General features: G+C 28.5%; 14 protein-coding genes. 6 read left to right on the top strand and 8 right to left on the bottom strand.

The window, feature by feature from the left end:
- Positions 1 to 420 precede the first annotated feature (420 nt).
- The 3 genes from dnaE to MR76_RS00880 form a co-directional block, all read right to left on the bottom strand.
- On the bottom strand, positions 421 to 3,780 hold the full coding sequence (dnaE, locus tag MR76_RS00890; protein WP_024071818.1) for a DNA polymerase III subunit alpha: 3,360 nt from the start codon (positions 3,778 to 3,780) through the stop codon (positions 421 to 423).
- Between the two features lie 2,164 nt (positions 3,781 to 5,944).
- Positions 5,945 to 6,787, bottom strand: coding sequence for an EndoU domain-containing protein (locus MR76_RS00885; protein WP_024071817.1), 843 nt, complete (start codon positions 6,785 to 6,787; stop codon positions 5,945 to 5,947).
- A 537-nt stretch (positions 6,788 to 7,324) separates the two neighbouring features.
- Positions 7,325 to 8,140 (bottom strand): EndoU domain-containing protein, encoded by an 816-nt coding sequence (locus tag MR76_RS00880; RefSeq protein WP_024071816.1) that lies wholly within the window; start codon positions 8,138 to 8,140, stop codon positions 7,325 to 7,327.
- A 146-nt stretch (positions 8,141 to 8,286) separates the two neighbouring features.
- Between MR76_RS00880 and MR76_RS00875 the strand changes: the two genes are divergently transcribed.
- On the top strand, positions 8,287 to 8,577 hold the full coding sequence (locus MR76_RS00875) for a BolA family protein (protein ID WP_024071815.1): 291 nt from the start codon (positions 8,287 to 8,289) through the stop codon (positions 8,575 to 8,577).
- Positions 8,578 to 8,982: 405 nt separating this feature from the next.
- On the opposite strand, the gene pdxH is transcribed toward MR76_RS00875, so the two are convergent.
- The 3 genes from pdxH to MR76_RS00860 form a co-directional block, all read right to left on the bottom strand.
- On the bottom strand, positions 8,983 to 9,576 hold the full coding sequence (pdxH, locus tag MR76_RS00870; RefSeq protein WP_024071814.1) for a pyridoxamine 5'-phosphate oxidase: 594 nt from the start codon (positions 9,574 to 9,576) through the stop codon (positions 8,983 to 8,985).
- Positions 9,577 to 10,035: 459 nt separating this feature from the next.
- On the bottom strand, positions 10,036 to 10,986 hold the full coding sequence (locus MR76_RS00865) for a patatin-like phospholipase family protein (RefSeq protein WP_024071813.1): 951 nt from the start codon (positions 10,984 to 10,986) through the stop codon (positions 10,036 to 10,038).
- A 388-nt stretch (positions 10,987 to 11,374) separates the two neighbouring features.
- Positions 11,375 to 12,019 carry an alpha/beta hydrolase gene (locus tag MR76_RS00860; RefSeq protein ID WP_024071812.1) on the bottom strand — a complete coding sequence of 215 codons (645 nt, stop codon included), beginning with the start codon at positions 12,017 to 12,019 and terminating at the stop codon, positions 11,375 to 11,377.
- 500 nt (positions 12,020 to 12,519) lie between these two features.
- On the opposite strand from MR76_RS00860, the gene argH reads away from it, so the two are divergent.
- Entirely contained in the window at positions 12,520 to 13,938 is a 1,419-nt protein-coding gene (gene argH, locus MR76_RS00855; RefSeq protein WP_024071811.1) for an argininosuccinate lyase, read from the top strand.
- Positions 13,939 to 14,814: 876 nt separating this feature from the next.
- Here argH and MR76_RS00850 read toward each other — a convergent pair.
- Positions 14,815 to 15,399, bottom strand: a complete 585-nt coding sequence (locus MR76_RS00850) for a peptide deformylase (protein WP_024071810.1) — start codon at positions 15,397 to 15,399, stop codon at positions 14,815 to 14,817.
- Positions 15,400 to 15,562: 163 nt separating this feature from the next.
- Here MR76_RS00850 and MR76_RS00845 point away from each other — a divergent pair, with 163 nt between their 5' ends.
- Both MR76_RS00845 and MR76_RS00840 read left to right on the top strand, forming a co-directional pair.
- Complete coding sequence (locus MR76_RS00845; protein WP_024071809.1) at positions 15,563 to 16,615, top strand: quinone-dependent dihydroorotate dehydrogenase; 1,053 nt, start codon at positions 15,563 to 15,565, stop codon at positions 16,613 to 16,615.
- A gap of 11 nt (positions 16,616 to 16,626) precedes the next feature.
- Complete coding sequence (locus tag MR76_RS00840; RefSeq protein WP_024071808.1) at positions 16,627 to 17,406, top strand: type III pantothenate kinase; 780 nt, start codon at positions 16,627 to 16,629, stop codon at positions 17,404 to 17,406.
- Positions 17,407 to 18,560: 1,154 nt separating this feature from the next.
- Here the strand turns inward: MR76_RS00840 and MR76_RS00835 are convergent.
- A complete protein-coding gene (locus tag MR76_RS00835) occupies positions 18,561 to 19,136 on the bottom strand; it encodes a MotE family protein (protein ID WP_235111289.1) in 576 nt (191 codons plus the stop codon).
- 178 nt (positions 19,137 to 19,314) lie between these two features.
- Between MR76_RS00835 and MR76_RS00830 the strand changes: the two genes are divergently transcribed.
- Positions 19,315 to 19,803: a Na+/H+ antiporter subunit E gene (locus tag MR76_RS00830; protein WP_024071806.1), complete on the top strand. Its 489-nt coding sequence runs from the start codon at positions 19,315 to 19,317 to the stop codon at positions 19,801 to 19,803.
- A 1,405-nt stretch (positions 19,804 to 21,208) separates the two neighbouring features.
- The gene (locus tag MR76_RS00825) at positions 21,209 to 21,841 is read left to right on the top strand and encodes a ribonuclease HII (RefSeq protein WP_024071804.1); all 633 of its coding nucleotides are present in this window, start codon (positions 21,209 to 21,211) and stop codon (positions 21,839 to 21,841) included.
- Positions 21,842 to 22,394 lie beyond the last annotated feature (553 nt).

The following is a 22,394-nucleotide window of genomic DNA, read 5'->3' as shown; positions in this document are numbered from 1 at the left end:
TAACACAAGGCTAGCAGAACATAATTATCATCAAATTTATCAATCCCTATTTCTATAAACCACATTATCAAAAAAGGCTTAAACTAGTATTAGATATATTTCAACATGACCAGATATTCATTACATATAAAAGTATCTAAACATTATTAAAAATCTAAAGTACATATAAATACAACTCTATACTTTACAACTTATCCAATCATCAACAAGAAGTACCATCAGCTATATATTTGGATAATATAACACATTGCTAAACATCACAATTATCAACTAATATATCTTTCTCTTCTATTAGTTAAAATACACTACTTTTAAAAATGTAGCTTCTTCGCAAAACCATAAACACACTTAAGAATAAAAAATAACAATTACATACTACCCTTTCCTTAATATATGACTACCATAAAATATGAGATAACATTAAATTAAAACACTATTAATCTCAATATCTCTTACCCAATTTAACTTAAAAATTTCTACAAAGACTAAAGGAGTAATTAAAAAGCTATTTGGTAACCGAATTGTAACATGATTACTTGCAAGTACTAGATCAATTAATACAACAGTGGGACCCCCTTTTAATAAACTGGATAGCTCTTTTATTACAATACTATCCTCAGCATTAGCATATATAACCATACTTCTTATAATAGAAGAAATTTTGCTTTCAAAACTATAAATATTCTTACCAAGTAATCTTACTGAAGTACTATAAAAAGCATTATCCATTTCAATAATTACAGATGCACCACTAGTAAATAAATCTTTGTTATCTTCTATTATACTTCCATTATAAAAAACTATTTCATGAATATTATAAGGATCAGAAAGAGTTACAACTGCAAATTTATCTCTATTCGTAGAACGAACTTTAACATTAGAAATTATGCCTGCAATTTTATTATTATACAAAGATATATCATCATAATTAATAAACCCTATATTTAATTTTTTTAAAAGATATTTATAATTCTCCATAGGATGATGATTAAGATAAAAGCCTATAGAAGAAAATTCATTATTTAATTTTTCCTCCTTAGTCCAATCATCAGTTTCTGATAACTTATAATGATTTCTATCATTAAATAAACTAAACTGATTAAAATTAGAATTGTATTTATTATACTCAATAATATCCAAAAATAGAAAAACTGATTCAAAAAGCTGTTTTCTATTGCTATGAATACTATCTAGAACTCCTGCCTTAATAATACTCTCCAATATTCTCTTATGTACACACTTGGTACTTACTCTATCAATAAAATCCCATATATCTTTATAAGCAACATCATCTACTATTTCCTTTGCTGAGTGCTGTCCTACATTTTTAAGAGCTCCAAGAGCATATCTAATAGATGATGTTCCTTCAACAGTAAAGAATACCTTAGAAGAGTTAATATCTGGAGGCAATATTTCAATACCATGCAACTTTGCTTGATGACACAACATTTCTAACTTATCTTTATCCGCTATATCCAAATTCATAGAAGCAGTAAAAAATTCTAGTGTATAATTAGCTTTTAAATAAGCTGTTTGATAACTAATTAAAGCATAAGCTGCAGCATGCGATTTATTAAAACCATAACCTGCAAACTTCGCTACTAAATCAAAAATATAACTCGCTTTTTCTTCCTCTATCCCATTGCTAATAGCACCATTTATAAAAGTTCTACGTTGATTATCCATTTCCTCTTTGATCTTCTTTCCCATTGCACGTCTTAACAAATCTGCTTCACCTAAACTATATCCTGCCATTATCTTAGCAATTTCCATTACTTGCTCTTGGTAAATTATAACTCCAAAAGTCTCTTTAAGAACATCTTCTAAAATTGGGTGTATATAATCTGGTCTCTCAAGTCCATGCTTACGTGCTATGTATGTAGATATGTTATCCATAGGACCTGGTCTATACAGAGAAATTAATGCTATAATATCATTTATACTATCTGGTTTTAGTTTGCTAATTACTTCTCTCATGCCTGAACTTTCGAGCTGGAATACCCCAACAGAATCACCTGTAGACAACATTTCATATGTTTTTTTATCATTTAACGGAATACGTGATATATCAATACTCTTACCTCTCCTATTAACTAGATGACAAATCTGATTTATTACAGTTAACGTCCGCAACCCTAAAAAATCGAACTTCACCAATCCTGCTTTTTCAGTATATTTCATATTATACTGAGTAATAGGAAGAAAAGATGTGCTATCATAATACAAAGGCAGTAGCTCTTCTAACTTTCTATCACAAATTACAATACCTGCAGCATGTATTGAAACATGCCTATAGAGCCCTTCAAGCTTCAATGATATTTCTAACAATTTAGCAACTGTTTCATCATCATCTCGTTCTTTCTGTAAGTTTTTATCCATCTCTATTGCTTCGGATAAAGTAACAGGCCTAACTGGATTATGAGGGATCATTTTACAGATTCTATCTACCTGAAAATAAGGCATCTGCATAACTCTACCTACATCACGAAGTACAGCTTTAGCCTGTAACTTACCAAAAGTTATGATGTGAGCAACATAACCATACTTTTTCCTTACATACTCTATAACGTAATCTCTCTTTTCTTGACAAAAATCAATATCAAAATCCGGCATCGAAATACGATCAGGGTTCAAAAATCTTTCAAAAATCAACCCAAATTCTATAGGGTCAAGATCAGTAATTTGCAAAGACCAAGCAACAAGAGAACCAGCTCCAGATCCTCTACCAGGACCTACCATTATATCATTTCTTTTACTCCAACATATAAAATCGGATACTATTAAAAAATATCCAGCATAATCCATCGAAATAATAATATCCAATTCATAATGCAATCTTTCATAATACTTAGAAACTTGCTCTTCAGATAAATTTTTACCTGTCAAACGATTATCCAAACCATCAATAGCCTGACTTACTAATTCCTGACTTTCATTTTTACCACTCGAACACGGAAAGTGAGGTAATATAGGCTTTCTAGTTTCTAGCATAAAAGAACAACGCTGTGCTATTAACACAGTATTGGAAACTGCTTCGGGAATATCCTTGAACAATTCATACATCTCGTCAGAAGACTTAAAATAATGCTCTTCCGTAAACATCTTTCTATCTTCTTGAGCAATATAATTACCATCTGATATGCAAGATAAAACATCATGTGCTAAAAAATCATTTCTTTCTGCAAATAACACATCATTCGTAGCAACCAATGGTAGATCTTTTTCATAAGCAAAATTAATAAGCGTTCTCTCTATGAATTGTTCTTCTTCTACTCCATGACGCTGGAGCTCAACATAAAGATTTCCTTTAAAAGCAAGCAACAATTTATCTACAATGCCATAGTCAATTACATTCCCCAACAAAAGTTGAGCCAAAAATCCATCATGACCTCCTGTTAGAACAATAATACCATCTTTCAACTCAATAAGTTCTTCTAAATCTATTCTATTAATTTTGTTAGATTGATTATCTTTAAATGAATTACTAACAAGATTAACAATATTATTATATCCTACTTGATCTTTAACCAATAATACCAGTTCTCCAATATTATCATCACCATAACTTATCATTATGTTGCAGCCTATAATAGGCTGCACACCTGAACTAGATGCACAATAAGAAAATTCTAAAGATCCAAACAGATTCCCTGAATCTGTCAATGCCAACGCAGGCATATTATATTGAACACATAAGTTCACTAAAGAATCTATCTTTACCATCCCATGAAGCAAGGAGTAATCACTATGAGACCTAAGATGAACAAATATTTGACTCATAATTACCAATTAATAAGCAATTTTCACGTTAATCTATCAAATAATACAAATACGTTTTTAGTAAGAGTTACCAAACATTTAACCATCTCTAAAACTAGAGTATCCTACCCAATACTTAATTTATATTTAATAAATAGATATACAATAATAATTTATAACAACAAATCAAAAAGCAAAATTGTAGTAATAAAAATTATTGTAATAAGAACATTACAAAATGATTATTTAAAATAAGTAAGGAATCAAATAGATATAATTAATCACATAGTAAATGATCTAGTACATTGTATAGTAATAGTATTTACACACTTACTACATTTTTCATTAAGCATACTCAGATTTATATTTCAAAATCACAAATATCCTGCAAATAATAACTCAGGATATTAAAATTTGGCAATAATATGCTGACACAATTTGAATGAGTAAAAATTAAATAAGTTATCGTTATCCATCATTCATTAAGCAACTTATGTACGCCTTGTAATCATAAATTAATAATAGTATTTACACACTTACTGCATTTTTCATTAAGCATACTCAGATTTATATTTCAAAATCACAAATATCCATAAAAATAATAACTCAGGATATTAAAATTTGGCAATAATATGCTGACACAATTTGAATGAGTAAAAATTAAATAAGTTATCGTTATCCATCATTCATTAAGCAACTTATGTACGCCTTGTAATCATAAATTAATAATAGTATTTACACACTTACTGCATTTTTCATTAAGCATACTCAGATTTATATTTCAAAATCACAAATATCCTGCAAATAATAACTCAGGATATTAAAATTTGGCAATAATATGCTAACACAATTTGAATGAGTAAAAATTAAATAAGTTATCGTTATCCATCATTCATTAAGCAACTTATGTACGCCTTGTAATCATAAATTAATAATAGTATTTACACACTTACTGCATTTTTCATTAGGCATATTCAGATTTATTACGTTTCAAAATCACAAATATCCATAAAAATAATAACTCAGGATATTAAAATTTGGCAATAATATGCTGACACAATTTGAATGAGTAAAAATTAAATAAGTTATACACGTTATCCATCATTCATTAAGCAACTTATGTACGCCTTGTAATCATAAATTAATAATAGTATTTACACACTTACTGCATTTTTCATTAGGCATATTCAGATTTATTACGTTTCAAAATCACAAATATCCATAAAAATAATAACTCAGGATATTAAAATTTGGCAATAATATGCTGACACAATTTGAATGAGTAAAAATTAAGTAAGTTATCGTTATCCATCATTCATTAAGCAACTTATGTACGCCTTGTAATCATAAATTAATAATAGTATTTACACACTTACTGCATTTTTCATTAGGCATATTCAGATTTATTACGTTTCAAAATCACAAATATCCATAAAAATAATAACTCAGGATATTAAAATTTGGCAATAATATGCTGACACAATTTGAATGAGTAAAAATTAAGTAAGTTATCGTTATCCATCATTCATTAAGCAACTTATGTACGCCTTGTAATCATAAATTAATAATAGTATTTACACACTTACTACATTTTTCATTAAGCATACTCAGATTTATATTTCAAAATCACAAATATCCATAAAAATAATAACTCAGGATATTAAAATTTGGCAATAATATGCTGACACAATTTGAATGAGTAAAAATTAAATAAGTTATCGTTATCCATCATTCATTAAGCAACTTATGTACGCCTTGTAATCATAAATTAATAATAGTATTTACACACTTACTGCATTTTTCATTAGGCATATTCAGATTTATTACGTTTCAAAATCACAAATATCCATAAAAATAATAACTCAGGATATTAAAATTTGGCAATAATATGCTGACACAATTTGAATGAGTAAAAATTAAATAAGTTATACACGTTATCCATTATCAAGCAATTCATGTACACTCTATAGTAATTACTGAATAAAAAAACACAGCACTCACATATAACCTGTTAATATCAAAACACTCAGTACATAACTATTTTAAAAATTACTAAACATTAAAAAACAATAACCTAAATTATACAGTTAAAGTTCAGAACGTTACCTAACCATACCATTCTACATATGTGATTTACTATTTTAGTAATAATAAGTACACTTTACTATATAACAGCAAAATTTCTTTATTTTACACAATTACATTCTGTTTCCCCAGGATCACATTCTGGTGTCAAAGTCGAATAAAAAGTAAAGATAGCACCTTTCTTCGCTACAAACGTATAAGTCACACCATTATTGTTATAAAGACATTTTTTTGTAACATCATCACTTAACTTTGTATGCTTAGAAAACTCTTTATATGCTTTTGTTGCATTCAATATAATTTCATCAGCATGTGTAAAATCACAACCTTTTCTATGATCGATAGTTAGTTGACTGTTAGAATTTCTAAATATTACTCCAATTGTATAAACTTTATCACTTACTTCATCAACAACAGCACTATCATAGTGCCTACCAGCCCAATGATTTTCCTGAGCCTGAATATAACGACCAAAAAAATGCATACCACCTAATTTAAGTATTTCAGGCTGCCCACACATAATATGAGCAAAAGCTTGTTGATTAAACCATAACTCAGTTAGTTCATCTTTAAATTGTGCCAAACTTGCATTCGGAGTAAATACTTGATGATTTAAACCTTCATAAAGCTTATCAACATATTCTTTATATTCTATATTATCTAAAATAAGTTTAAAAAAGTCTGCCCTAGGAGTATTACCCCAATTTCCACAAACATTTAGTACAGCCCTATCAAATTTATTCATTTCAGGAGCAACAGGCAAGTCACAGTCATCATCGTCAGTAACTTTAAAAAAAGGATTCATGATAGATTCATTTCTGAGACATCCAGTAGAATCTACTTGTTTTTTTACAGCCTCATCAGAAACATGAAGACATGAACAAGCAATTAAATTAACTGGAAAAAAAATAACCCACAACCATATATATTTATAAATTCTCATAACATCATCTCCAAAATTACTTCAAAAATACAAAATTTAGTATGTAAATTAATAATCAATATCGTTATATTGCGAGATAGTCATCCTTTTAACTTAAAAATACATAATATTCACAAAATCCGTACAACAGAAATATTTATTTATCAATGCGTTCAATCGTAAAACATAAGGAACTACAATGTTTATTTATAATACAAGTCATATCAACAATTTCTAATAACAAGGCTATTATACAAGATCTCAAATAACAGAACAAAACTAACATTAAGGAACAGAATATAATCTATTATCATACAAAAGCTATTACCATTTAGTAAAAACAACAAAAACTCAATAAACAAAATGCCTAAGGTTGCATATTTGACATATACAAAAAAATTATAACAAGCTACTTTAGCACAGTTAAAAGTTGAAAATATTCACATTTTCTAAGCAATACAAAAACAATTCGTATAAGAAATTTAATAATAATGTGCTACCACACATTTACATGTAACCATATTGATACATTAGCTGCACAGTAGCACAAATTGATTCCTATTGTATACAGCTACACTCTGTTTCACCCTTTGCACAATTTGGTGTTAAATCTGCAAAAAATGTAACAATAGAACCTTTACGAGCTACAAATACATAAGTAACACCTTCACTATCATAAAGACAGTGTTTAGCTCTCCTTAGCTCTAATATTGGGCCCTTAGCAAATCCTTTATAAGCATTTGTAGCATGTAGTATAATCTCATTAGCATGTAAAAAATCATAACCCTTTCTATGATCAACTACTAATTCTCCTCTACGATTCTTAAATACAACTCCAATAGTAAATACTTTATCACTAATTTCATCGGATACACTATCATAATGTCTACCAGCCCATTTATTTTCTTGAGCTTGTATGTAACGTCCAAAGAAATGCATACCACTTAACCTACTTCGTCTAGGTTGCCCACACATTATATGAGTAAATCCATCCCTATTAAACCATAACTCTGCTAGTTCATTTTTAAACTTATCAAGATCTGCATTTGGAGTAACCACTTGATGATTCAATCCTTGATATATCTCATCAACATACTTTTTATACTCTTTTTTATTTAACATATCTTTAAAGTCTTTTACTTTTGGAGTATTACCCCAATCACCACAAATATCCAAGACAGCTTTATCAAATTCATTAAGCACAGGAGGATCAAGCAAATCATCACATTTATGATATTCCCCCGTTCTAAAAAAAGGATTTATACCAGACGGATGATTAACACATTGATCAGACATATCAACCGCAGCTACAGATAATATCAGACTGAATGGCAACAGAAAAAAGCAGAAATATATATACTTATAAAATCTCACAATATTATTCCCTCAAATGATAAAAAAATTAACTTATTTAACGCCAAGATGATTGTACTATTTTTTAGAATTTTTTCCACGAAAAAAAAAGCATTGTCAAGTAAAGTAAAAACATTACAATGACATGATAAGTAGTACAAAAGTCAATGGATGTCGTTCAAACAATAAAAAGTAAAATTACATCAGCGTTAAATGTATTCAAGATTGAAGTAATAGATGAATCTTTCAAGCATAGAGATCATGTTTTTCAATCTATTTATAGTACTTCACATTTAAAAGTACAAATAGTATCTAACGATTTTTTAGAAATGAGTATAATCAACAGACACAAATTATTGTATAAGATTTTAGAGGAAGAAATAAAACTGATACACTCAATTTCGTTTTCACTTTATACAAAAGCAGAGTACAACACTCTTTTAGAAGAAAGTAGCTAAGTACTACTATAACCAATAACACAGTTAAAATAACCAATGTTAATAAATAAACTTTGGAAAAGATATTAACAAATCATTACTTAATCCACATCCTATAAAGTACAACAAACTATTCTGTACATTAACATAAAACTCTACTATTTAAGTCTTCCGAAATAAACCAAAAGCAACATTAATACTAACAGATTATCACATCATATGAGATCACATTATCATCAATTCTATAATCATAGCCACCAGCTTATATAACTTTCACACACACCCCACCCAATACACTGATATCTAGTGTGAATCCTATTTATATCCAAAGTGTCACTAAAGAAAAAGTAATTAATCATCATATATAAATCTTATTATCTCACATTATTATCTTACAAATACAAATCATATAAATATTAGTTTTTTCTACGGATATAGCTCTACAACATTCCATTCACACATACTATTATCCCTAGTATACTGATACCTAATGTGAATTCTATCTAACCCTTCTTGCCAAAATTCCATTAATACTGGAACTACTACTACCCCAACCCAATAATCTGGTCTAGGTATTGGTTTTTCATGGAACTCTATCTTCATTCGTTCCATTAACGCAATAAAATCTTCCCTATCCTCTAAAATGCTTGACTGCTTGGAACACAAAGCACCTATTTGACTACCACGAGGCCTAGATGCATAATATGCATCTGCATCTTGACAAGATAGCATTTTTATTTCACCTTCAATCCTAACTTGCTTAGAAATATGACTCCAATCAAAAACAAGAGCAACAAAAGGATTTGCTGTCATTTCTTTCCCTTTACGGCTATTCATATTTGTAAAAAACACAAAACCTTGATCGCTATACTTTTTTAATAACACAACCCTTGCTGAAGGTTTTAAAGCTTCACTACATGTAGCAAGTACCATTGCCGCAGGATTTTTATGTTCAGAAGGAATTTCCAATACCTCATTATACCATAAATCAAACAATTCAATAGGATCTTCCTTAATCATATTTTACCTTTAACACTAACTAACATAAACATATTATCACTACATCCACATAATAAGGCTTCTTACTTTATCTAATCAAATTACCAAAATTATTTTGTATAATATTCTTATCACAAATCGGCAATATCCATAAAAAAACAATACACTGGTTCTTTACAGTATATAATAAGAACATTCAACTAAATCATATCTGCTATATATCTTTCAATCCTGTATTTTCTGATTTATAGCAGAATTAACAATACTTCTTTGGAATAAAAATTCTGAACAAGCGAAAGTCAGCACATAGTAAAATATGCCTCCATTCACCAATCATTAGCTATACTACCTATTTAACAAACAGCAAATTCTTAATTAGAGAAATATTTTTAGTATACCCTATTGAAACTCATTATAATATATGCACTACAAATTAAACGCATATAACACACACTTTAACTTAGTCTCTAACACATAAAACTATAGATTTTTAATTCTCTCATCACTTAAAAGCATATCACAAAAATCATTTATACTATTTTCATTCTCCTGTACAATCTTTTGAGCATCTCTCTTGACATTTTGTATATTTTCTGGAGAAGCATCACTAAAATCACATTTAGAATATGCTATATTACCAGAGATTCTACAATATGTATCTTCTTCTTTTGTAATTCTAGACATTTGATAATCTATAGCATCCAAGCCAGCATCAATGATAACAAACAGTATCCTATCAGCCCAATACAATAATGAATTTTGCAAATCTGAAAAATCTTTATTTACAGTACCACATCCCACAGACAAACAACATAATTTTTCATTTGGATACAACACTTGCGCTGCAGCATATGCTGCTATAATAGGATTATTACATACAATAGAACTATCAATCAACAATTTCTTTTTATCATCTACAACTATCTTTTTAGGAGTAAAATAAGTAGGAGCAGCTACAGCACCTCTTGTAATATCAGACACTTTTATATTACGATATTTATCTATCCAACTTCTAAACATTACTGTTTGACTAGAATACAAATCATAACTTGGAACAATAAAATTTGCTCCCAAGTCTTTCATTACAACATTTCCAAATATTTCTTTTAGCACTGAATTCAAATTTTTATCAGAATATTTAGGCCCAACAATTAACGAAAAAATATTCTTTCTAATACTCGAGTTAGAGAAAATCTTCCCAGAATATTTTAACATCAAATCTAACAAATCACTTGTATTGTACTTAGGTGTACCATCAACATTCTTAAGGCACAGTGCACCACCTATAAGACTACCAACTGAACTACCTGATACCAAGTCAAACACCTTACATAATGGTTTATTTATTCTTTTCTCTATTTCCTGCAGTATAGTTGCTGCTACTATACCTCTAACTCCACCCCCATCTATTGATAAAATATATTTAGTCATAACCATACCTCACGTACTTTATTATTTAACTCTATTTAAAAACATAAACTAATATTATACTGGATTTACAATAGTACAGAACAATGTATCTGATATCCACAACTCTTTTCTCAGCATATCAGTATAATAATTCTTTTTTACATATTATTAATATATCTCTTAACACATAAAATAAGTTTATAATATGCTTTCATTAGCAACAATATAAACTATCTTTCTTATATTTTTAATATATTAGCATTACTTACTTATTGCTTTTATTGAAAAACTAACAACACATAGCATAGTTCTACATAGAACTACAAAGAAAAATCACTATTAACATAAATCTCACACAGTAATTAAGGTATACGAATCTGCATATCTGAAAAACTTATCTGAAAATTAATCAGGAAGAAAGCCTATTTGCTATAAATCTTGCACCTATCTCTATACCAGTACTATTGATACTATGATCTAATCCAGAAATTGCATGACTTTCCAAAGGTACATCATTATTCAATAAAAACTCAACAGCACCATCAAAAAATGAGAATGGTACTACTTCGTCTTCTGTCCCGTGAATTACACAAATATCAGGTTTCACATTTATTCTATGTTTTAAGTAATTTGGACATATTATAGCTCCTGAATAAGATATTACAGAAGCACATTTTTTCTTCCTTAATAATGCTATATGTACTGCTAACATTGCCCCCTGGGAAAATCCAACTAAAACTAATTTATCGTTACTTAACCCAATATTTTTTAATTGTAGATCTATAAAATTATTTACAATCAAGGCTGTCTTTTCCATATCAGAAAATATTACATCTTCCGAAAAATCACGTCCGCTGAACCATGCATATCCTGCGTCTCCATATTTTATATGAGCATTAGGAGCTATAAAGTAAGCATCAGGTAAGAGTTTACCCATTAAATGCCCTACTGATAGTATACTATTACCAGTTGCTCCTCTCCCATGAAGTAGTACAACTAAAATATTAGCAGAACTACCAGAACTAAAACTAGGTCCATTAATAATTACACTCACAACATCTCTCCTACATATTAATAACCGTAAATGTATATCACTATTTACCAAACAAAAAACACTAAATATGTATAAACAATAGTAATAGAATTACCAATAAGAAAACCCTTATATCAAACTGCGGTCATAACAGCACATATACAATTAAAACATTTTTACTCAACCATCATACGTAAATTTTTCAATCCAGCAATCAGCTTGAATATGTACAACATTTAAAGAACCATTCCCCATACTTCATCTTATAATACAAGCATCTTACATACGCATAAACAGAATTTATGGACAATATTACTTTCCTCAATGTAAAAATATTAAATATTAAGGGTATTAAAATCATTATTTAATTATTATATACATCAAATACATTACTAAATTCTTTTTATAACAATGTTTTTACAACAAAACACACATTAATCACATAAAAAAGCTAAATATCATTGTAATTTCTAGTTGTTTTCAAGATAATATGACAATAAGTCATAATAACAAGCAATCATATGAAGAATCCTTTATGGGGAGGAAGATTTAGTACATCTCCTAGTGATATTATGAAAAAGATTAACGAATCAATATCGTTCGATAAAACGTTATATGAAGAAGATATAGCTGCATCAATAGCACATTGCAAAATGCTAGTTAACCAAAAAATTATTAGCAAATATGAAGGACAACTTATTATTCATGGATTAGAGGTAATATACAACCAAATCTCATCTGGTACTTTTGAGTTTAGTACAGATCTAGAAGATATACACATGAATATAGAACATAACTTAAAAAAAATGATAGGTAGTATTGCAGGAAAATTGCACACTGCAAGATCCCGCAATGACCAAGTTGCAACAGATTTTAAACTTTGGATACGGAAATCAATAGTCAAATTAGAGACTCAGTTACATGGATTACAACAAACTATACTTAATATAGCCGAAGCTCATTATAATACTATTATGCCAGGATTTACACATTTACAAATTGCTCAACCTGTAACGTTAGGTCATCATTTAATGGCATATTTTGAAATGTTAAAAAGAGACCGCTCACGCTGGCAAGATCTATATAAACGTATGAACCAATGTCCCGCTGGATCTGCAGCACTAGCAGGAACATCTTTTCCAATAGATAGACATTTTATTTCACAAGAATTAGGGTTTGATAGTCCAACAGAAAATTCTATAGACACAGTATCAGATAGAGATTATGTCATTGAATTTTTATCAAATGCTTCAATATGCATAATGCATTTATCAAGACTAGCGGAAGAGATTATACTCTGGTGCAGTTACAATTTTAAATTTATAATACTTTCTGATAACATCACAACTGGAAGTTCAATAATGCCACAAAAGAAAAATCCAGATGCAGCAGAGCTTATCAGAGGGAAGACAGGAAGGATTTTCGCATCACTAAACCAAATACTAGTTGTTATGAAAGGACTCCCACTAGCATATAGCAAAGACATGCAAGAAGACAAAGAACCCTTATTTGACGCAGCACACAATTTAATGTTGTGCATAGAAGCAATGAATAGCATGTTAAATAACATCACTATTAATAAAAACAATATGCTAAAAGCTGCAGAACATGACTATTCAACAGCAACAGATCTCGCAGATTGGCTAGTAAAAAATCTTCACCTTTCATTTAGAGAATCTCATCAAATTACCGGACAAATAGTTAAATTAGCTGAACAAAGTCACTGTAAATTAGATGAATTAACTCTAGAACAAATACAAACAATCATTCCTTCCATAACTGAAGATGTCTTTTCAATATTATCAGTAGAAAATTCAGTAGCTAGTAAAACTAGTTATGGAGGAACTGCTCCTACTAATGTAATGGAAGCAATAAAAAAAGGTAAATCATACCTTAGCAATATTATTCCTTTACACTCAGAAAATAAAAGTAATGCATAATTTACTTTTATATGAAATTACCACATCTTGTAAGATAACCATATTGTAATAAATAATTAAGTCGCATTTAGAATAATTTTAATCATCTCTTAGCCCTGTTAATATTAAACAAAATATCCACAGATAAGATGTTCAATTATATTTCCACCTAATTTTTAATATAAACAGTTAACAAGAAAAATAATAATACACTTCAAGTATTAGTTTTTTATCAGCTTGAAATTTCACTAGTAGAAACTTGATTAATCTTACTAGATAGTATCATTAACTAAAGCTCCGAAATTAACAATTTTTTGTAGATGCAATATTCTACGAATTATTATACTGCTACTAGATTCATCCAATACTTCATAACAACCAAATAATATTTATCTTTATAAGAATCACTTTCTCACGATATAACAAAAGAGTTATTATAAATCAATAATAACTTTAGTTAATGCACTAGAATCACATTTTTTACCAAGATTATGCTATTAGTAGAACTTAGTACAGATACTCAAAAAACAACAAATAGGCTGTAACACTTAAGAAAGCAGGCAGTGATTCTCACAGTTACAACAATATTATACAATTAATTAAGTATTTCCTTTTATATATAACAAAATGAAAATCATAATCAACAAGTATACCATCTCAAATAGAAGTCTATGCAACATTAAAAATCATAATTAACATAGACTCTATATTAATATAAAACGATAATCTAATTAATTAGATCAATCACCTATTATAAGCTCATCATATCCACTAACCTTACTTCGACTGTACACACATCAATATTCTATTAATTACATCTCAACATTGTAATCATAATGTATTTTAAATAACTCATTGTTTCTGTTAAAAATACTACCCTTTATGAATTGAAGAATGTTATTTTTTATTTACAAGCACTATATGTACTACACTATGATCCTCCTGAGAAATACTATGTACACAGTTATTTTTTATATTATCTACAACATTAGCTAATAATATCCCATTCAAATGATCAAGTTCATGCTGCATGCATCTAGAAAGCCAACCATAGACTCTTACTATACATTCATTCCCCAATAAATCTGTGTATCTTAAATCCATATGTTTTGGTCTTGTAATATTAATTAGTCCATATGATTTAGCAGATGAACAACCCTCAAATAAATCAACAGTTTCAGCAGAAAAGCTGAGGACTTCAGGATTTATACATATCATATTTTTACCATGTAATGAATGATGCCCAGACAAAACTTTCATATCCTGTGCAACATCAAACAATCCACTAAACATATTGATGATAAACATTCTACTATGATTCCCAAGTTGAACTGCAGATAAACCTACAGTCTTACTATGTTCCATAACTTTCATCATGTCATTAGCTAGCGCTATAATTTCTTGATCTACCTTTTCAATAGGATGAGATATAGCATGCAAATTTCGTAAATCTTGAACATTATCAACAGATAAGATATTCATATTATATTCCTCTCAACTTTTAGTATAAGCAATTTATAGTATAATTCTATATATTTCATTATCTTAACAGTTGTTATACACATTTATTAGTTATACAAGTAGTATTTTTATAAAAAACTGATATAATCAATGTATATGCGTATAAATTAATCATTAAATAACTGTGTCACTACAACAGATATTAACCAATCCACTATTCTGTATACCACCAGAAACTGCACATAAATTAGTAATTTTTGCACTAAGGAATAACTTTATTCCTGTAAAAAAAATCGAAATTCCAAGATCTCTTAATATACAAGTCTTCAATAAGCTTCTAAGAACTCCCATAGGAGTTGCAGCTGGGTTTGATAAAAATGCAGAAGTAATACAGCCCTTATTATCAGCTGGTTTTGGATTTGTCGAAGTAGGAACAGTAACAAAATACCCTCAACGTGGGAATAAGAAACCACGTATACATAGATTAATAAGTGAAAAAGCAATAATTAATAGTTTAGGCTTTAATAATAAAGGAGTAGATTTCCTAATTAATAAGGTAAACAACATTAAGCTTAATCATTGCATATTTGGTATTAATATAGGGTTTAATAAAAAATCCAGTGATCCCATTCAAGACTATTTTGACTTAGTGAAGAAAGTATATGGTCTAAGCAATTACATTACAATCAACATATCATCTCCTAATACTCCAGGATTACATGAATTTCAAAAAAAAGAACTTTTATCAGAATTATTGACAGCTATATCTGAGATTCGAAAGCTAGCAGATTATGCAGAATCTGTTCCTATAATGTTAAAAATTTCGCCAGACATCAGTGATAATAAAAAACAGGATATTGTAGACCTAGCAATAAAATATAAAATCAGTGGGTTAATAATAAGTAACACTTCATCACAACACGATAAACTACTAAATACAGATATAAAGATACATGGCGGATTAAGTGGAAAACCACTATTTGATCTATCAACACAAGTACTATCTGAAATATATAAAGTTTCCCAAGAGAAGCTTCTACTAATAGGTTGTGGTGGGGTAAGTACTGGGTATCATGCATATGAAAAAATAAAAGCAGGTGCATCACTAATACAGTTATATACTGCAATAGTTTATAACGGACTCAATATCGCCAATAAGATAAGTTTAGAATTAGCCGATCTTCTAGCTGCAGATGGATTTCCAACAGTACGTCATGCAATAGGTCATAATTACTAATAGGGTTTAATATGTTTATCACAATAGATGTAGGTAATACAAATATAAAATTCGCAATCTGTGTAAACAATAGAATAGTAAAAACAATAACTATCTCTTCTCAACCAAGAAGAACAGCTGATGAATATTTCATCTATTTAAATGCCACAATAAATCAACTAAATATTAATTCCCAGAATATCAATAACATTATTATATCAAGTGTAGTTCCAAGTATAACAACACCAATTATAGAATTAAGTAAAAATTACTTTAATACAGATCCTATAATCTTGGATAATCATCATGCAGACCTTTTTAACATCAAGATAAACCTACAAAACAAAGCACTAGGCTCAGACAGATTAGCAGATATAATCGCAGCGAGTAACTTGTATCCCAATCAAGACTTACTAATAATAGGTATGGGAACTGCAACAGTATTTAATTTATTAAATAGTGACAAATGTATATACGGACAAGTCGTAGCACCTGGAGCACATATTCTAGCAAAAAGTATGCGTCAATATACCGCATTATTACCAGAGGTATTAGTATCAAAACAAGATAAAGTAATACAAAACAACATATACCATGCAATGGAATCAGGAATATATTGGGGATACATCAGTATGATCAATGGAATGATTGAAAAAATAACCGATGAAGAAGGAAAAGGATTACACGTAGTAGCAACAGGAGGAAACTCCCATTTATTTTTTGAACATAAAACTGCTATTAACAATATTGAAGTAGACCTGACCACAAGAGGTCTAATACAATTGCATAATATACTCGATAACAAACAATAAATACTTTACTACAGTAATCTCTGATATAGTAGAACACAATTACAATGTTCTTCATGTTTTACTCATTACATATAGTTGCGTAACCTACACAAAATCAATATATTATTGACACTAAGGATTAACCAATACGCTATAAACTTTTCTTATAAATTTTATACACTACTACTAGTACTTTAAGAATTAAAAACACGTATTAACATTACTCCAATCCTTAAAGTGAAATATCTTATCTATGATAAAATTCAAGCATAAAGCTTAATATATCTATAAAGCACATAAATTAATCTAATAGAGCTATAGATACCACTACTCTCATAAACACGAAAACAACACTTATCAAAATAATAAATATATCTTAAGATATGTAACACATATCAACAACAAACTATGTAAAGTGAAATATCTTATCTATGATAAAATTCAAGCATAAAGCTTAATATATCTATAAAGCACATAAATTAATCTAATAGAGCTATAGACACCACTACTCTCATAAACACGAAAACAACACTTATCAAAATAATAAATATATCTTAAGATATGTAACACATATCAACAACAAACTATGTAAAAAGTTCTATAACCCAACACATCCTATATCACACAACTACATTTCTTATAAACAACATTATTTATGAAACTATCCAAGTTTAATATCCAGTTGACAATACAAAAAACTTTTGTGAAGTACAATAAAATTAGATTTTCAATAATGAATATATATAAGCAACCTTTACTTATATACCCTTTATACCAGAAGCAATATTAACTAATTAGTACTACAAACCGGCTACTAATTATCAAATCACATGTTAATTAATACCACTACAACACCTAAATCCATTATTAGTAATAATCACCATTACAATCACATTGCTTAGATATGTGTAGATACATTTTAATTAAAGACACAAGTTAGTATTAAGTTAATAAGCATTATATAACCAACTTACTAGTTATCATAAATCATATGTTGATTCATATAGCAGTAATATTAAACTCTACTCTTAATAATATTATTATTACAATCACATTGCTTAGATATGTGTAGATACATTTTAATTAAAGACACAAGTTAGTATTAAGTTAATAAGCATTATATAACCAACTTACTAGTTATCATAAATCATATATTGATTCATATAGCAGTAATATTAAACTCTACTCTTAATAATATTATTATTACAATAACATTGCTTAGATATGTCTGTAGATAATTCTTTAATCTTTTCAATCATATTTGGATCAACATGTAATAATATATCTGACAAAGTACTCTTATCAATATAATTAGTTATTAACATGAGTAAGTTCGTATCTAATAATCCAAATATTTCAGCAGCCAATTTTACAGGCATACTTTCATATATTTTCACTAAGCTATATACTTTTTCATCATAATTTTGATCATCAATATTAATTAATGATACTAACTTTCTTTTCATCTCTTCTAAATACAACACCTGCTCATTATTGTGTTGCTCAACAGTTCTCAACAAAATCTCTTTATTTTTTAAACTGTCTTCTTGTTCTAATAAACGGTAATACCAATCTTGTAAATCTACAACAGATATAGATCCATCATCTATTGGAAATAATTTCATTTTTTGCTTTGCATTTCTAGGAAAATAACTACTAATTTTTACAAATTCAACATGGTCTAACAAACCGAATTCTACAACTTTATCATCATTAATATTATAAAAATGATGTAATAAAATTCCAGTCATACAGAACATTAATATTATATTAACAACATAAATCACTTGCATACTATCAAAAAAACTATTATACAATGAGGCTTAAAATCAAGTTATGTTATAATAAAACACTATCATGATTTAGCAATAAATAATTATAGTATTTTATACTGACATTGCTTATAAAACACTTTAATAATATGAAACAGTGAAGACGTTTTTTACATTGTTCACATTTTGGTTTGCCTTATCAGGGTATTTTGATTTATTTTTTGTAACACTAGGGATTGCAAGTTGTATAACTACATTAGTTATGGCAAGAATGTTGAAGAATGTTATACCGCTAAATGACTATGATATTTACTACACAAAAAAACAATTTTTTCCTTGTATGCTTCATTTCCTACGTTACTTCTTTTGGATCATACAACAGGTTATACTATCTAACATATATATAACAAAAAAAGTATGGAATTTTAGGTCAAAAATAGATTCAGCAATTTTTAGAGTCATACAAACCAAACAAACTACTGATTTAAACATATCAATAGTCGTAAATTCTATCACATTTACCCCTGGAACAGTAAGCATAAATGTCATAGAATCCTCTAGCTCATATAAAATAAGAATTTTAGCTATAGATGAAGATTCAATGTCTGGTGCAACAGATATTGACAATAAGATTGCAAGCATATAACAATAAAACCCCCGATTGCACAACAAATATACAATATGTTCTTTATTCCATAGCTATATCCAAGATAAAAATTTCACAAACACAAAGCATTAACCTATGAAATAAACTTATAATACAGAAATGACTAAATTTTAATAATACAAAGCTACAAAATATCTACAAACATAGATAATTATAAATTACTACGCAGTAACAGCACTCTCAATATAGAAGGAATCAATCTACTGCAGATTAATACTAGTTTCTCTCTACTTAGTAAATAGAATGCTTATACTAAGTTTATCACTTGACTAATAATATTTATAGGTTCAGGACTCTTAGAAGTATTATACCTTGAATTATTATTATAACTGATTCTTGAAAACTGCATATTACCTTTTTACTATGTGACAAAACATTTATATTACTTAGTCAATAACATCTATAGGCATAAGACTTTAAAGGAACATCTAACATTTGAATTACTGCTTACACTATTTGTTGTTTATAATTTTTCAAAATATTCATACTTACTATTACTGATTTTCTGAAAACTGAGTATTACTTTATTAACACTATATGTTCAACATTTTCCTTGTAACGCATATTCATAAAAATCCCTCCCTTTTATCTCAGACAATATTTTGAGAACTTGCTTTAGATATTTTAACTTCAAGTCTTCCCTGATTTAACATGCAATTTCAATCCAAATTTTAGCTAATCCATGATCAGTCACATCTTAACAAATGCTTGATTCTGTATTTGACAATAAAGCTTCCATTTTCTCTTCAATAATACTATGTACACTGTTCAGTCTTTTTAAGCTTCTAAAGCACCATTCAAAAAATATTTTTCAATAATGTACTCTTACCTACACAGCACCAAATTGTCTAAAAAGAAAATTAATTTAATTAATCTAATATAACTACCATATTGGCTAGAACTATGACTTCTCTATCGCAATCTTAGATGTGTTTGCACATATACATATAATCTCTTACCCAAACAACAGTAAGATTACTGCTATATCCCTGTTTACTGCAGGGTTCACTTTACTAGAAATCGCAGACTTCCCTAATATTCCAATTAAACTATGGTATAAATTTATCAACATTAAATCAATCAATGTTTACCTATGCCAAAAGAGATCTATAGAGATTTTTGATTTTATAAGGTAATTTATAATTGTGCTGTAATGATAAGATCTATCATCATTTATTCTGACAACTATAAATAATGCTCCTAACCTTTATAATATATAACTTCCTGAATTAAAATTATCACTAAAATACATACCCTCCCCCACTACTCATATAATTCCCTCATGTTAAAAAACTTTCTTTATCAACAAATCTCACGTATAAATATACTTATTATTTCAATTCAAAATATCACTAATCCTTAGGTAAATTATAAAATAAACTCTATGCCAGATTTTTCTATAGAAAATGAAATATCAAAATCAATAAACAACAAGAATTGTATTATAGTAGGAGTTGATGAAGTAGGATACGGCTCATTGGCCGGTCCTGTAGTATCAGCTGCTGTTTTTTTTCTGAAACATGACAATCGTATCACATATAATATCAAGGACTCAAAAAAGCTTACTCCAAAGAAAAGGCTAGAAATTTACAACATAATCACCCCTATAATAAAATGGAGTATAGGACTTGCTGACATACATGAAATTGATCAGCACAACATACTAAATGCCACACATATTGCAATGCAAAGAGCACTTAGCGGTTTAAATTCTAATATAGACTACGTAATAGTAGATGGAAATAAGATTCCACCAGATCTACCATGGAATACAAAAGCTATTATAGACGGAGATAATATTAGTATATCAATTGCTGCAGCATCTATAATTGCAAAAGTTACAAGAGATAGATTAATGGAAACGTTGCATGTACAGTACCCACAATATGACTGGAACAAAAATAAAGGATATGGAACTAAACATCACTTAGAATCCTTATATAAATATGGTAAAACTATACACCATAGAAACACATTTGCTCCAGTATCAGAGATTACTAAACTTTATAGTGAATAATAAATATATAGAAACAATATTATTAATACACTAGTGAAACAAATCTTTAAACCTTCCTAGGTTCAAATACATGTCGTTTCATCAAAACTGTACTAACATAAGTAACCATAGTAATCAGATTTGATGACTAAAATTTATAACACAGTTTATTTCATCACAAGACTATAATAATGGCAACGTAAGAGTCAACTTATAAGAGGACTAAATAATAAAATATTTACGCAAGTGATAGTAGCACTAAAGATGGTTCTCAACTGAGAATATGTGTATCAATATAGCAGAGATAAAAAATACAAATGCAGATCAACTGAATATTCCTACTGAATAAATTGTTTACTAGTAGTTTTATCCATAATGTTAAATTAGTATCTTGTTAGATTTAATGGTAATATGAGTTTCAATTGTGAAAAGAAGTCATATTCTTAAAAGTTATAACAATCAAAAAATCACACATAATAAAAAGATATTTTCTTTTTTTCCATAAAGATATTGTCAAAGATTTAAATTACAGAAGCATATATATGCCGCAATACGTGATCCTATTAATCAATTT

The organism is Ehrlichia muris AS145, from assembly GCF_000508225.1.
Lineage (GTDB): Bacteria > Pseudomonadota > Alphaproteobacteria > Rickettsiales > Anaplasmataceae > Ehrlichia > Ehrlichia muris.
The sequence above is the reverse complement of the archived record's forward strand: the minus strand, read 5'-3'. Positions and strand labels throughout refer to the sequence as shown.

Coding starts and splice junctions, on each gene's coding strand:
- dnaE (WP_024071818.1), bottom strand. CDS start 3,780: ATGAGTCAAATATTTGTTCATCTTAGGTCTCATAGTGATTACTCCTTG.
- MR76_RS00885 (WP_024071817.1), bottom strand. CDS start 6,787: ATGAGAATTTATAAATATATATGGTTGTGGGTTATTTTTTTTCCAGTT.
- MR76_RS00875 (WP_024071815.1), top strand. CDS start 8,287: ATGGATGTCGTTCAAACAATAAAAAGTAAAATTACATCAGCGTTAAAT.
- pdxH (WP_024071814.1), bottom strand. CDS start 9,576: ATGATTAAGGAAGATCCTATTGAATTGTTTGATTTATGGTATAATGAG.
- MR76_RS00865 (WP_024071813.1), bottom strand. CDS start 10,986: ATGACTAAATATATTTTATCAATAGATGGGGGTGGAGTTAGAGGTATA.
- argH (WP_024071811.1), top strand. CDS start 12,520: ATGAAGAATCCTTTATGGGGAGGAAGATTTAGTACATCTCCTAGTGAT.
- MR76_RS00850 (WP_024071810.1), bottom strand. CDS start 15,399: ATGAATATCTTATCTGTTGATAATGTTCAAGATTTACGAAATTTGCAT.
- MR76_RS00840 (WP_024071808.1), top strand. CDS start 16,627: ATGTTTATCACAATAGATGTAGGTAATACAAATATAAAATTCGCAATC.
- MR76_RS00835 (WP_235111289.1), bottom strand. CDS start 19,136: ATGACTGGAATTTTATTACATCATTTTTATAATATTAATGATGATAAA.
- MR76_RS00825 (WP_024071804.1), top strand. CDS start 21,209: ATGCCAGATTTTTCTATAGAAAATGAAATATCAAAATCAATAAACAAC.